Source organism: Phyllobacterium sp. A18/5-2 (assembly GCF_025452215.1).
In the GTDB taxonomy this organism is placed as follows: domain Bacteria; phylum Pseudomonadota; class Alphaproteobacteria; order Rhizobiales; family Rhizobiaceae; genus Phyllobacterium; species Phyllobacterium sophorae.
On sequence record NZ_CP104966.1, the window covers coordinates 2,734,001 to 2,746,536 of the forward strand.

Annotated in this window: 11 protein-coding genes and 1 pseudogene; 6 read left to right on the forward strand and 6 right to left on the reverse strand. The window is 56.5% G+C overall.

What is annotated here, in order from left to right:
- Positions 1–3: 3 nt before the first annotated feature.
- Together N8E89_RS29340 and N8E89_RS13620 are read right to left on the reverse strand one after the other, a co-directional pair.
- On the reverse strand, positions 4–1,086 hold the full coding sequence (locus N8E89_RS29340; RefSeq protein ID WP_112760860.1) for a CorA family divalent cation transporter: 1,083 nt from the start codon (positions 1,084–1,086) through the stop codon (positions 4–6).
- Positions 1,031–1,618 carry an LOG family protein gene (locus N8E89_RS13620; protein ID WP_262261900.1) on the reverse strand — a complete coding sequence of 196 codons (588 nt, stop codon included), beginning with the start codon at positions 1,616–1,618 and terminating at the stop codon, positions 1,031–1,033. The genes N8E89_RS29340 and N8E89_RS13620 overlap by 56 nt, the downstream gene beginning before the upstream one ends.
- Before the next feature lie 294 nt (positions 1,619–1,912).
- On the opposite strand from N8E89_RS13620, the gene N8E89_RS13625 reads away from it, so the two are divergent.
- The 5 genes and pseudogenes from N8E89_RS13625 to pssA all read left to right on the forward strand — a co-directional run bounded on the left by N8E89_RS13625 (position 1,913) and on the right by pssA (position 7,249).
- Positions 1,913–3,184 carry a LysM peptidoglycan-binding domain-containing protein gene (locus N8E89_RS13625; RefSeq protein WP_112760859.1) on the forward strand — a complete coding sequence of 424 codons (1,272 nt, stop codon included), beginning with the start codon at positions 1,913–1,915 and terminating at the stop codon, positions 3,182–3,184.
- A gap of 91 nt (positions 3,185–3,275) precedes the next feature.
- A complete protein-coding gene (locus N8E89_RS13630) occupies positions 3,276–3,647 on the forward strand; it encodes an ArsR/SmtB family transcription factor (RefSeq protein ID WP_106664721.1) in 372 nt (123 codons plus the stop codon).
- A gap of 2 nt (positions 3,648–3,649) precedes the next feature.
- Positions 3,650–5,536 carry an ABCB family ABC transporter ATP-binding protein/permease gene (locus N8E89_RS13635; protein ID WP_106664722.1) on the forward strand — a complete coding sequence of 629 codons (1,887 nt, stop codon included), beginning with the start codon at positions 3,650–3,652 and terminating at the stop codon, positions 5,534–5,536.
- Between the two features lie 154 nt (positions 5,537–5,690).
- Positions 5,691–6,390 (forward strand): annotated as a pseudogene (locus N8E89_RS13640) (phosphatidylserine decarboxylase).
- Between the two features lie 85 nt (positions 6,391–6,475).
- Complete coding sequence (gene pssA / locus N8E89_RS13645; RefSeq protein ID WP_106664990.1) at positions 6,476–7,249, forward strand: CDP-diacylglycerol--serine O-phosphatidyltransferase; 774 nt, start codon at positions 6,476–6,478, stop codon at positions 7,247–7,249.
- 18 nt (positions 7,250–7,267) lie between these two features.
- Here the strand turns inward: pssA and N8E89_RS13650 are convergent, their stop codons facing one another.
- Both N8E89_RS13650 and N8E89_RS13655 read right to left on the reverse strand, forming a co-directional pair.
- On the reverse strand, positions 7,268–8,260 hold the full coding sequence (locus tag N8E89_RS13650) for an alpha/beta hydrolase family protein (protein ID WP_112760858.1): 993 nt from the start codon (positions 8,258–8,260) through the stop codon (positions 7,268–7,270).
- 49 nt (positions 8,261–8,309) lie between these two features.
- Positions 8,310–9,020 carry a hypothetical protein gene (locus N8E89_RS13655; protein ID WP_112760857.1) on the reverse strand — a complete coding sequence of 237 codons (711 nt, stop codon included), beginning with the start codon at positions 9,018–9,020 and terminating at the stop codon, positions 8,310–8,312.
- A 147-nt stretch (positions 9,021–9,167) separates the two neighbouring features.
- On the opposite strand from N8E89_RS13655, the gene N8E89_RS13660 reads away from it, so the two are divergent.
- On the forward strand, positions 9,168–10,229 hold the full coding sequence (locus tag N8E89_RS13660; protein WP_112760856.1) for a helix-turn-helix domain-containing protein: 1,062 nt from the start codon (positions 9,168–9,170) through the stop codon (positions 10,227–10,229).
- On the opposite strand, the gene N8E89_RS13665 is transcribed toward N8E89_RS13660, so the two are convergent.
- Together N8E89_RS13665 and purF are read right to left on the reverse strand one after the other, a co-directional pair.
- Entirely contained in the window at positions 10,226–10,978 is a 753-nt protein-coding gene (locus N8E89_RS13665) for an SDR family NAD(P)-dependent oxidoreductase (RefSeq protein ID WP_106664731.1), read from the reverse strand. The two genes, N8E89_RS13660 and N8E89_RS13665, sit on opposite strands and share 4 nt — an antisense overlap.
- A gap of 6 nt (positions 10,979–10,984) precedes the next feature.
- Positions 10,985–12,478 (reverse strand): amidophosphoribosyltransferase, encoded by a 1,494-nt coding sequence (purF, locus tag N8E89_RS13670; protein ID WP_245448805.1) that lies wholly within the window; start codon positions 12,476–12,478, stop codon positions 10,985–10,987.
- Positions 12,479–12,536 lie beyond the last annotated feature (58 nt).

The following is a 12,536-nucleotide window of genomic DNA, read 5'->3' on the forward strand; positions in this document are numbered from 1 at the left end:
GGCCTAGTTCCGGGATCCGCCGATTTTCCGGACGAGCAAATACACCAGTGCCGATATTGCCAGCGCCACAAACGCGACAATCCAGAATCCGTGCTCGCTGGCGGCAAGCGGCAGGCCGCCGGTGTTCATTCCGAAAAGGCCGCTGATCACGGTGCTCGGCAAGAGCACGGCAGTCATCACCGACAGGACATAGAGGAATTGGTTCGACTGGTCGGTCAATTTCGCCAAAAGCTCATCCTGCAGCAGCCTCGCGCGTTGTTGCAACTGGTCGCCTTCGGCATGCAGCGTGGCGGCGCGGCGGGACAGTGCCTCGATCAGATCATCCAGATCCTCGGGAAGGGCGCGGCGATCAGCGTGATCAATATGGCGGAATAAACTTGTCGCGGCCGTCAGATAGCGATGAAAGACAACGATCTGACGCCGGACCGGCACGAGCCGTTCGCGCTCGCCCTGCCAGTTCTCGCCGACAATATGATCCTCGATTGAATTGAGCGTTTCGGAGAGCTTGGCAATTTCCGCCTTGAGAAGGTCGAGAAAACGGCGGAAGATCGCGTTGAACAGCGCAATGGGAGCTGCTGGTTTGACCTTTCCCCGCCCGATGGCTTGCCGCACATCGTCGACAGACTGGAGTGGATGGCGGCGGCCGCTGATGAAGAGCTTGTCGTTGAAAGCAAAACGAAAATAGCCGAGCTCGCGTGGATCACCATAATGCTCGTGTTGCAGATCCGGCAATTCGCCGAAGAGCCACCCGTCTTCATAACTGATCTGATACTGATCGCCCGAGGAGAGAAACGTCTCGCGAACCACCTCGGGGAGGCTCTCATCCGTTTCGAGAGATCGCCGCGCCCGCGCGTCGGCGAGGGCATAGCTCTTCCAGGTCCATGCGGTATCCGGCGAATACGCGCCTTGATGCAGCAACGCACCGCCCACGTCAAAGCCGTGTGCAATGACGAAATCATCGATGTGGGGGCTCTTGACGTGGGGTGACGGATCGGAGGGTAGATTGTCTGCCATGCGATCCTTTTTCTTCCTACATCCGCTCGATAATCGCCTCGTTGCCTTCGCGATCGCCCCTAAGTGCGGCATTCAGGATTGCGGGCACGATATCTTCCGGCGCTTCTACCACAAGCGGATTGACCAAATGTGACGTATGCACAAAGCCTTCTGCCTTCATGTGGTCGATAAGCGCCAGCATTGGATTCCAAAAGCCGCTGATATTGGCAAATACCATCGGTTTGCGATGACGGCCAAGTTGCGCCCAGGTCATGATCTCGACGATTTCTTCGACTGTACCTATACCGCCGGGCAGTGTGACAAAGGCGTCGGATCGTTCGAACATCTTGTGCTTGCGCTCATGCATGTCTTCGGTGACAATCAGCTCGGAAAGCTGGCCAAGCGCGTGTTCGGTGGCTTCCTTGTTCATCAGGAATTTCGGAATAATTCCGGTGACCTTGCCGCCGGCAGACATGACGCCGTCCGCGACTGCACCCATGATGCCTTTGGTGCCGCCGCCATAGACGAGTTCAAGTCCATGCTCAGCGATGGATCTGCCGAGAACCTTGCCGCTTTGTTTGTAAATCGGATCGCGTCCCGGTGAGGAGCCGCAATAGACACAGATGGATCAGAATCTTGCTCATTTGAAGATTGGTGCCTTGTGCATCGCGAAACGTCAACCCGGTCGAACGCACAACGGCAAACCGGAAAACGGGTTCCGGAAGGAATATATGTCAGCTCAAGGTGTTACCGTATTCCCGTACGCATCCAATTGGATGCGCCTCGCAGTGATGCCGCAAAAGTTTCATACGCCGACTTTCTTTTGATAAGTCTAAAGAATAGGGCTGAATCTAAAGGGTTTTCTTGTAGCTTGCCAGAAAAGGCGCTAGAGCAAAAAGAACAATAGGATTGGGGAACAATGTTTGAGAGTAAATTTGCGGTTTTGGGATTTGGTGCTGTCGTTGCTGCTGGTCTTGTTGCCGCCTATATAGGTCTCGTGCCGGGTAAGCCAACTTTGGACAAACCGGTTGCAGCGGTAAATGAAACTGCGCAACCACAGCCGGTTGCGCCTGCTCCACAGCCTCAGGTCGCCAAGACCGAAACCGCCCCGGCGCCGGATGCAAACATGCCGGCGGTCCAAACCGCCCCCGCAACGTCTGCACCGCAAGGCGAGGCCGCAGAGGCAAAGCCTGGGGCACCTACGTTCGATATATTGCGCGTCGAACCCTCAGGCTCCATCGTTATTGCCGGCAAGGCCGCAAAGAATGCGAGTGTCGACCTTCTTTCGCGTGGGGCCGTTATCGGTACGACAAAATCTTTGGATAGTGGTGACTTCGTCATTACGCTGGATGATCCGTTAAAGCCTGGCGACTATCAGCTCGTACTGCGTTCTACTGCACCAGACGGCACTGCGATGACTTCGCTTGAGACAGCGATTGTATCAATTCCAGAGGTGAAGACGGGTGAAGTCTTGGCACTTGTCGAACAATCGGGCCAGCCAAGCCGCATGATCACCAAGCCGCAGGCGAAAGAGCCGGCAGTGCCTGATCCTGGCCAAACTGCAACCGCTGCCGCCCCCAAGGGTGACAAACCTGTTGCCGCTCCGGCGGCTAAAGCGCTTGTTTCGGTTGAGGCGGTAGAGATTGAAGGCAATAAGATCTTCATCGCCGGTACTGCTGAAGCGGGCACGACGGTCAAGGTCTATGCCAATACCGATCTGCTGGGGACGACAAAGACATCGCCGAATGGCAAGTTCTTGGTCCAGACCGTCCAGGAGCTGGCGGTTGGCGATTACATTGTTCGTGCCGACATGCTCGGCAAGGATGGTGTGACGGTCGTCGCAAGGGCTGCTGTTCCTTTCAAGCGCGAAGCAGGCGAGCATATCGCCGCCGTTGCACCCGAAACCACTGCAACCCCGGCTGATGGTGCTCAGACGTCCACTGGCGCCGTCGCACCGCAGGCAGCCGGTCAACAGCCGCAAACGGCCGAGGCGCCGCTAAAAAGTGTCGACGGTTCGGTTATCATTCGTCGTGGCGACAATCTGTGGAGAATTTCCCGGCGCACTTACGGCGCAGGAATGCGTTATACGACGATCTATCTGGCCAACAAGGAACAGATCCGCAATCCGAACATGATCTTCCCGGGGCAGGTGTTTGCCTTGCCGGAAAAGGACAAAGCTGTTCTTGAATAGAACAATCTCGCGGCGGCGGCCGGCTTTGCAGAAAGAAAGCTGGCGTTTTTTGCTTGCGTTGGAAATATATATCGTTTATCGCCGATGAACGATGAAATGCAGTAACGAATTTGACCGGCCTGGAAAAGATGCCGAGACAGCGCGAGTGCTAGCCGCGCTGGGACATCCGGCGCGGTTGCGCATTGTGCGCCAGCTTGCGTGTCTTGATGCCTTCTGTTGCAAGGACATCGTCGCGCAACTTGATCTGGCGCAGTCGACGGTATCGCAGCACCTGAAAATTCTGGTCGATGCCGGTCTTGTTCACTATCGCCAGTCGGGCCAAAGTTCGCATTACACAATCAACCCGGTCGCATTTGCCAATGTTGCTTTATTTGTCGGCGACATAGCCAATCTATGCTGCCCGCCTGACTCAATTGTCCGGGGAGCCGCGGCACCGCGGACCGCAGTCATAGTCAAGGATTAACAGTGGCCAATAAAACTGTCTCAGCCGAGTCTGGAAAGACGCTCCAGACCATCCGCAATCTTTGGCCCTACATGTGGCCCGCAGAACGTCCGGACTTGCGAATGCGGGTGGTTTGGGCTTCCGTTTACCTGGTCATCTCCAAGATCGTCCTGATCCTCGTTCCCTATTTCTTCAAATGGGCAACGGACGCGTTGAACGGCAAGTTTGAGGCTTCGGAGCTGGTTCCCATTCTGTTGATCGGGCCGCTCATGCTGGTGGCTGCGTATAATGTGGCACGGATAGTCCAGGCCGGCCTCAACCAATTGCGCGATGCACTCTTTGCAAGCGTTGGTCAGTACGCCGTGCGCAAGCTCGCCTACAGGACTTTCGTGCACATGCATGATTTATCGCTGCGATTCCATGTCGAGCGCCGAACTGGCGGCCTGTCACGCATTATCGAGCGTGGCACCAAGGGCATCGAGACGATCGTTCGGTTTACGATTCTGAACACGGCGCCGACTATTCTTGAATTCCTGATGACAGCCGTCATTTTCGCCTTCACCTACGGGCCGTCTTACCTTGCAGTCGTGGTCGTCACCGTCTGGCTTTACACTTGGTTCACCGTTCGCGCCAGTGATTGGCGGATCAACATCCGCCGCGACATGAATGCTTCCGACACGGACGCCAACTCCAAGGCGATCGATTCGCTGTTGAACTTTGAGACCGTCAAATATTTTGGCAATGAGGCGATGGAAGCGAGCCGCTTCGATGCAGCGATGGCCCGTTATGAAATTTCAGCAACGCGTATATGGACCTCGCTTGGCTGGCTCAATTTTGGTCAGGCCGTGATTTTCGGCACCGGCATGGCGATCATGATGATCATGTCGGGCAGGGAAGTCCTGGCCGGAACGCAAACGCTTGGCGACTTTGTTTTCATCAATGCCATGCTGATGCAATTGTCTATCCCGCTCAACTTCATCGGTTTCATCTATCGTGAAGTGCGGCAGGGGTTGACCGACATTGAACAGATGTTTGATTTGCTGGATGTTGAACAGGAAGTGATGGACAAGCCGGACGCGGGGCCGCTGATGATCAATCAAGGCTCCGTGCGCTTCGACAACGTTCAATTCGCCTATGATCCGAAGCGGCCGATCCTCAAGGGCGTCAGCTTCGACGTACCTGCTGGCAAGACTGTTGCCATTGTCGGGCCTTCCGGCGCGGGCAAGTCCACCCTGTCACGCCTGTTGTTCCGCTTCTATGACATCCAGCACGGCTCGATCAGTATCGATGGACAGGATATTCGCGACGTGACGCAGGAAAGCTTGCGCTCAGCCATTGGCATGGTGCCGCAGGATACCGTCCTGTTTAATGATACGATCGCTTATAATATCCGCTATGGCCGCATCAGCGCCACCGAAGTGGAAATGCGCAATGCTGCTGAATTGGCTCAGATTGGTCCGTTCATCGAAAGCTTGCCAGAAGGCTATAACGCCATGGTCGGGGAGCGCGGCCTCAAATTGTCTGGCGGTGAGAAGCAGCGTGTGGCGATCGCCAGAACCATTCTGAAAGCCCCGCCCATTCTGATCCTCGATGAGGCCACGTCGGCGCTCGACAGCGCGACAGAGCATGAAATTCAGTCAGCGCTCGATTTGGTGAGCCGCAACCGCACGACGCTGGTTATTGCGCACCGGCTTTCGACGATCATCGGGGCAGATGAGATCATCGTGTTGAAGGACGGGGTAATCGCCGAACGGGGAACGCATTTGATGCTCCTGGCAAGGAATGGCCTCTATGCTTCCATGTGGAATCGCCAGCGCGAAGCGACAGAGGCCGAGGAGCGGTTGCGCCGTGTACGCGAAGAGGACGATCTCGGCATCGTCCTGCGCGGGAAGCCTGCACTGCCAGCATAGGTTTTCTCTTTGAAAGAAACTTGGAGATCACGCGGATCTGTCCGCGTGAAGGGTTTGCCCATTTGGTTGATCTCCGATAAGTAACGCGCGGAATGCCTTGGAGCCGTCGCCGTTTCGTGGAACATGAGATGCTGGCACAATCAGGAACAAACGAATGAGCCTTGTCGATTCGATCCGCAACACCCTGGTACCTATTCATCGGGAAGGGTACCCGTTTATCGCGGGTTTTGCCGGTGCAACGGTGATTGTAGGCTATTTCTGGCAGCCGCTGTTTTGGATCGGCCTTATCCTCACCGCTTGGTGCATCTATTTCTACCGCGATCCGCAACGCGTAACGCCCATCGATGACAAGCTGGTCATCAGTCCGGCCGACGGTATCGTGTCGGCCGTCGGACCCGCCGTTCCGCCGCGCGAACTTGGGCTCGGTGACAAGGAAATGACGCGCATTTCGGTGTTCATGAACGTCTTTTCCTGCCACATCAATCGCGCACCGGTACGCGGGCGCATTAAAACGATCGTACACAAGCCCGGCAAGTTCCTGAATGCGGAGCTCGACAAGGCTAGTGCCGAAAACGAGCGCAACAGCCTGTTGATCGATAGCCCCAATGGCGGGGTCGCCGTGGTTCAGATTGCCGGCCTTGTTGCGCGCCGCATCGTTTGCTGGGCAGACGAGAACAACGCGATTTCGATCGGCGAGCGGTTTGGGCTGATCCGCTTTGGGTCGCGCGTCGATGTCTATCTCCCGGAAGGTTTCACCCCGCGCGTTGCCATCGGCCAGATCGCTGTTGGCGGCGAGATCCGTGATTGCGGAATTCGGCGGTGCAGCCAGCGCTCCGCTCGTCCGGATCAATTGAGGCATCCCGAATGAGCGAGCAAGAAGCCGATCCACTCTTTGATGAGAAACCGCAGGTACGCGGGCTGACAAGCACTCGCATCCCCATGCGCTATCTTGCTCCTAACGTGATTACGGTTCTGGCGATCTGCGCCGGCCTGACCGGTATCCGTTTGGCGTTCGAGAACCGTTTTGAGCTGGCCGTCTCAATGGTCCTGCTGGCGGCATTTCTTGATGGCATCGATGGCCGGATTGCCCGCATGATGAAGGGATCGACCAAGTTCGGGGCCCAGATGGACTCCCTGGCGGACATCGTCAATTTCGGCGTTGCTCCCGCGCTCGTGCTCTACGCCTATATGCTCGATCAGGCGCGCTCCTTTGGCTGGATCGCAGCGCTGCTTTATTGCATCGCCTGCTGCCTGCGTCTGGCGCGCTTCAATGTCATGCTGGATGTGCTGGACAAGCCGCTGTGGCAGAACAACTTCTTCACCGGCGTTCCGGCTCCCGCTGGGGCCATGCTGGTCATGCTGCCGGTTTATCTCGGCTTTCTCGGTCTTGCTCCGACACGCGCGCTGGCTTTTGCCGCCGCCGCCTACACGGTTGGCGTGGCCGTCCTGATGATCAGCCGTCTGCCGGTCTACAGCGGCAAGGCCGCAGGCACCAAGCTGCGTTCCGACTGGGTCATGCCGACCTTCCTGTTCATCGTCGTCTATGTAGCGTTCCTGATGAGCTATACGTGGCAGACGCTGACGCTCACCACCATCGCCTTCTTCATCACGCTGCCCTTCAGCGCGAGGGCATGGAAGCGTTTCGAGGCGGCGGATGCCAGGGCTGCGGCCGCAGCGGTCGCCGAAAAGGATGGTTCCGAAGCCATATCCTGACCCCGGAACCCATCCATTTCACTGGTTAGCTTCGACCAGATGTTTCCGGAGGAAGGTCAGGATATCTGCATTGAACTGTTTGTGAAAAGCGGCACGGTCAAAGCCCGTTTTATCAGTACAGAGTTCAGGTTCATCCTCGACCGTACGTTTTGCAAATTCCTCGGTGCAAGGCGGCAGAAAATCGAAATGGCCGGAATTCGATACAACGCGAAAATCGGCCTTAACAGGGAGATTTTGTACAATCATTGCAGCATCATCGGGCGATACGCCGTCGCCGCCGCGCTCCGATGCCCAATACTGCACCGGCACCGATACATTGCTCAATCCTTCGCGGGTGAAAAGCGACCCGCCAGGTGAGTCGGCAATGACAGCGGCCTTAATTCTTGCATCGTGAGTCATGGGAGCGATTGGGCCGGACCGGATCTGTTCGCAAAAGCGGTTTCCGGGATAAACAGGACAATTATCCAGCAGAAAATTCCAATCGGGATCAGCACCAATCAATGCAAGTCCAGTGAAGGCGCCTCTTGAGAAACCGATAAAACCAACACGCGCCGCGTCGATTCTTCCTCCATCGCGCCAATTATGGAACATGAAATCAATTGATCGGGATATGTCCGTCGGCCGCTGTACCATCGAAGCGATATCGCCGGGGTTTCGCACCTTGGATTGGCCACTGTCCAAAGGGTGATTGATGGCGGCAACGATGAAACCCCTATCAGCAAGCATTTCGGCAAGTGCATGGTAATTACCAAAGGTGCCACCCGCGCCGTGCGAGACAACCACAAGCGGATGTTTGGTCCCGGTTATCGGGCAGTCTCGTACGGCAATCATATCAAATGAGGCAACTTTTATATCAACTGGTGTAGCGGCGCATGGGTACCAGACGGCGCCGGCGATTGCCGGTCCATGACTGTCTTTGGGCACGTCGAAAAGCTGTAGTCCGGCAGACCAAGACGGCAGGATACTCAAGATAAGAAGCGCAAGAAGGGTGGAGAGCTTAAGTATTCTCATCGAACTAGTTCCTTGTTTGATATGTTGTGAGAAGGATCGATGGTGCGTGTTACCGGATCGTCGCGCGGACGAATTCGCTCTTGATGTCGATCGATGGCTTTGCGCCGGGCGTATTTGCGCGTTTGCTGTCGATGAAGGATGCCTTGGCATTCACGGCATAGCTGATTGCCATATCCCCGCCGAAGCTGAAGGATGCATCGAGCGCATGCGAATTGAGCAGGATCGTCTCGTCGTTGTTCGTCCGCTCCAAGCGTATGTCGGTTCTGACCGCATCTCCTGTGACATCGAGGCTTGAGGCATATCCATCCAACGCAAAGTCCGCCGCATTGCCATCGATGCGGATGCGGCGATAATCGCCGGAGAGGCGGGCATAGAGCGCGTGCTGCTCAATGCTGACATCGCTGTTCTTTGGCAGGTTGGCGCGGATGCGCACCTCGCAATCGGAGAGGCTGAGCCACGGCGCGTTGACGACATGGATGAGCAAAGCCTGATCCTTCACCACCATGGTTGAGGCCGTTTCGCACGCGTTGGAGAACCAGCTCGAAGTCCAGTTGGAAAACCAGCCGGATCGAATGCTGGTCATGGCAACTGACCAGGGCAGGGTGTCTGTGGTGGTGAATTCGACCCTGCTCGCTTCGCCGGTGATACTGACATTTTTGATCTGCGCGATATCGAGCGGGGCTTTGAGTGCTTCAGCGCTTGCCGCGGTGGGTGTTAGGGTTTGGAAAAGCAGTAATATTGAAACATACAGGTTGAGCATGACGTGTTCCTGTGGCTTGCCGCCTTGATTGGCGCTGGAACCACGGCGCTCGTTTTCTTCGGCAATTTCGACCTTGATCGCATTTCAGGTCGTCCGCAAACGCGATTCAGGACATAGTGGCGTTCATAATTTCAACGGTTGCTGTCCATGCTCTTTGTCCCATTGCCCTTTGTTGTTGCTTTCCTGCTCCTCATCCTGCTGGTCCAGATGATCAGGCGGAATGACGGCAATGCTCCCAATCCGTTCTTTACGGCCCTGATCGCAGTCTATGTGCTGCAATCTGTGGTGATTGGCGTGCGATGGGGCTATGGGGTTCTGCAGATACTGCCGTTTCAGGCTGCGCTCGCAGCAATTGTTCCCTCGCTCGCCTGGTTGAGTTTCGAGGGGCTAAGAGATGGGCGCTCACCCCTGAAACGGCCACTACTGTTGGTGCACGGACTTCCAGCGTTGCTCATCGTGGGGTTCGTTGCCTTCTGGCCCGCACCTATTTCCCTTGCCCTTATTCTGATTTTTCTTGGTTATGGTATCGCGCTCACATGGCTGGCATGGGCGGGACCGAATGCTCTCGGTTCATCGAGGCTTGATGGCGTTATCAGTACCTACCGGGCATTGCAGGTCACTGCCTTCTCGATATTGGCTTCGGGTTTGATTGATATTGTCATCAGCCTGGATTTCGCCGAAACCGGCGGCGTCTATTCGGGCGGCATCGTGGCCTTTGGCAACGTACTGGCCTTGCTCATCCTGGGAACTGCTGCGACAGTGGCAGGTGCCAGCCAGCCACCATCAGAAGAGGCAGAAGCGGCTGCGGAGGCCGCCTCGGCGACCTCTCCCAGCGAAGAGGACGCGCAAATTGCCGCCTCGCTCGATACACTGATGCAATCCCGTACGCTCTACCGCGATGCCGATCTCAATCTGAACCGGCTCGCCCGGAAAATGGGTCTGTCAATCCGGCAAGTCTCGACCGCCATCAATCGCGTCAAATCGATGAGTGTCTCGCAATATGTCAATGATTATCGGGTAAGGGACGCTTGCCGCCTTCTGGCCGATACGGACGAACCAATCACCCGGATCATGTTCGATGCGGGTTTTCAGACGAAGTCGAATTTCAATCGCGAGTTCTTGCGTGTCACCGGCATGAGCCCGAAGGCGTGGCGTGCACGTGCTTTGAGTGCAAATGAGAGCGGTGACGTCATCCGTCTCGCCGGTTAGTTCGGCTCGTTATAGCTCAACAATTTGCCGGCGCGCACATCGTAAAGCTTGCCCGTCGCGTCGAGTGCAGGATCGCACAGAAGGGCGATCTTGGTGGCAACCTCGGCCGGTGTTGGCAGCGTTTCCGGATCTTCGCCGGGCATAGCCTGCGCGCGCATGGCAGTGCGGGTTGCACCTGGATTGACCGAGTTGATGCGCAGACGGGTCTGGCGCGATTCCTCAGCCCAGGTCCGCGCCATGACTTCGACAGCAGCTTTGGATGCCGCATAGGGTCCCCAATAGGCACGCGCCGTATGGGCAACGCCCGATGACAGGAAGATAGCCCGGCCAGCGTCAGAAAGCTTCAAAAGTGGATCGGTGGTTCGGATCAGGCGCCAGACGCTCGATACATTGATCGCCATCAGTTTGTCGAAGACCTTTGCCTCGACGTGCCCGATCGGTGAAATCGTGCCGAGAAAACCGGCATTGGCCACCATGATGTCAAGCTTGCCCCAGCGCTCATGGATCGAGCCGCCAAGCCGGTCAATGGCAGGCATGTCAGTAAGGTCCAGTGGGACCAGCGTTGCAGTACCGCCTGCAGCTTTGATTTCGTCGTCGAGGTCTTCAAGTCCGCCCACGGTGCGGGCAACAGCGATCACATGAGCACCGCGCGTTGCAAGTTCTTTGGAAAGGAAATAGCCAATGCCACGGGATGCGCCGGTGACAAGCGCAAGCTTGCCGTCCAGCCGAAAACTGCCGTCAGATATCATAAGTACTCAACCGTTATTTGCGAGAAGCGAAAGCTTGTGGACGTTGCTAGGGCCGTCCTTGTCGAGGAGCCGCGTCGGATAATCGCCAGTGAAATAGTGATCGGTGAACAGCGGTGCGCGTGGATCACGTGGAGCCCCGCTGACAGCCTTATACAGCCCGTCGATCGACAGGAATGCCAGGGAATCCGCGCCGATGTAATCACACATCGCAGCAAGGCTCGTATATTGGTTAGCGAGGAGCTTGTCTGCATCTGGCGTGTCGATACCATAGAAGTCGGGATGGTAAATCATCGGGCTGGCAACCCGGATATGCACCTCGCGTGCGCCGGCATCGCGGATCATCTGCACGATCTTGACCGAAGTCGTTCCGCGCACGATTGAATCATCGACCAGCACGACGCGCTTGCCTTCGATCACGGCGCGATTGGCCGAATGCTTCAGCTTTACGCCAAAGGCTCTGATTGACTGGGTCGGCTCGATGAAGGTGCGTCCGACGTAATGGTTGCGGATAATGCCCAGCTCAAAGGGAATGCCGCTTTCCTGAGCAAAACCGATGGCTGCAGGCGTGCCGCCATCCGGAACCGGTACAACCACATCAGCCTCGAGAGGCGCCTCCTTGGCGAGGTTGATGCCCATATTTTTGCGCGCATTATAAACGTTGCGGCCGCCCACGACTGAATCCGGACGGGCGAAATAGACGTATTCGAACAGGCAAAGGCGTTCCTGTTTCGGAATTTGCGGTTTGTACGTCTCAATGCTGATCGAGCCATCCTGCTGGATTTCGCAAACGACCACTTCGCCATTTTCAATGTCACGTACAAATTTTGCACCGATAATGTCGAGTGCACAGGTTTCCGAGGCAAAGATCGGCTTGCCGTCGAGGTCACCCATCACCAGCGGACGGATACCGATCGGATCGCGCGCTGCGATCAGCTTGGTGCGGGTGAGAGCGAGCATCGCATAACCGCCTTCCATCTGACGGATCGCGTCGATGAAACGGTCGCTGGAAGAAGCATGGCGTGAACGGGCAATGAGATGCAGAACAACTTCCGTATCGGAGTTGGACTGGCAGATGGCGCCATCGGCTATGAGCTGGCGGCGCAAGGTCAGACCATTGGTGAAATTGCCATTGTGGGCGATGGCGATCCCGCCGATTTCCAACTCGGCAAGCAGAGGCTGAACGTTGCGAAGAGCTGCATCGCCAGTCGTCGAGTATCGCACATGGCCGATTGCCCTATCGCCAGGCAGTTGGGCGAGAGTAGCCGGATTGGTGTAGTGATCACCAACAAGTCCCATGCGGCGTTCCGAACAGAATTGGCCACCATCATAAGAGACGATACCGGCCGCTTCCTGTCCCCGATGCTGCAGGGCATGCAGCCCGAGCGCAGTCAGGGTTGCTGCGTCGGGATGCCCCAAAATGCCAAACACACCGCACTCTTCGTGCAGTGTGTCGTCATCGAGGGACATCAATTGGGTATCGTTACGAGAAATGTCGGTCATTACCGCCAGCCTTTCGCCGCAGATTCAATTGTGCCTATGTCGCATTATGCCACACTAT

Excerpts from the sequence above, each read along its gene's own strand:
- N8E89_RS29340 (WP_112760860.1), bottom strand. The coding sequence starts at position 1,086 with ATGCCGCACTTAGGGGCGATCGCGAAGGCAACGAGGCGATTATCGAGC.
- N8E89_RS13625 (WP_112760859.1), top strand. The coding sequence starts at position 1,913 with ATGTTTGAGAGTAAATTTGCGGTTTTGGGATTTGGTGCTGTCGTTGCT.
- N8E89_RS13630 (WP_106664721.1), top strand. The coding sequence starts at position 3,276 with ATGAAATGCAGTAACGAATTTGACCGGCCTGGAAAAGATGCCGAGACA.
- pssA (WP_106664990.1), top strand. The coding sequence starts at position 6,476 with ATGCGCTATCTTGCTCCTAACGTGATTACGGTTCTGGCGATCTGCGCC.
- N8E89_RS13650 (WP_112760858.1), bottom strand. The coding sequence starts at position 8,260 with ATGAGAATACTTAAGCTCTCCACCCTTCTTGCGCTTCTTATCTTGAGT.
- N8E89_RS13655 (WP_112760857.1), bottom strand. The coding sequence starts at position 9,020 with ATGCTCAACCTGTATGTTTCAATATTACTGCTTTTCCAAACCCTAACA.
- N8E89_RS13660 (WP_112760856.1), top strand. The coding sequence starts at position 9,168 with ATGCTCTTTGTCCCATTGCCCTTTGTTGTTGCTTTCCTGCTCCTCATC.
- N8E89_RS13665 (WP_106664731.1), bottom strand. The coding sequence starts at position 10,978 with ATGATATCTGACGGCAGTTTTCGGCTGGACGGCAAGCTTGCGCTTGTC.
- purF (WP_245448805.1), bottom strand. The coding sequence starts at position 12,478 with ATGACCGACATTTCTCGTAACGATACCCAATTGATGTCCCTCGATGAC.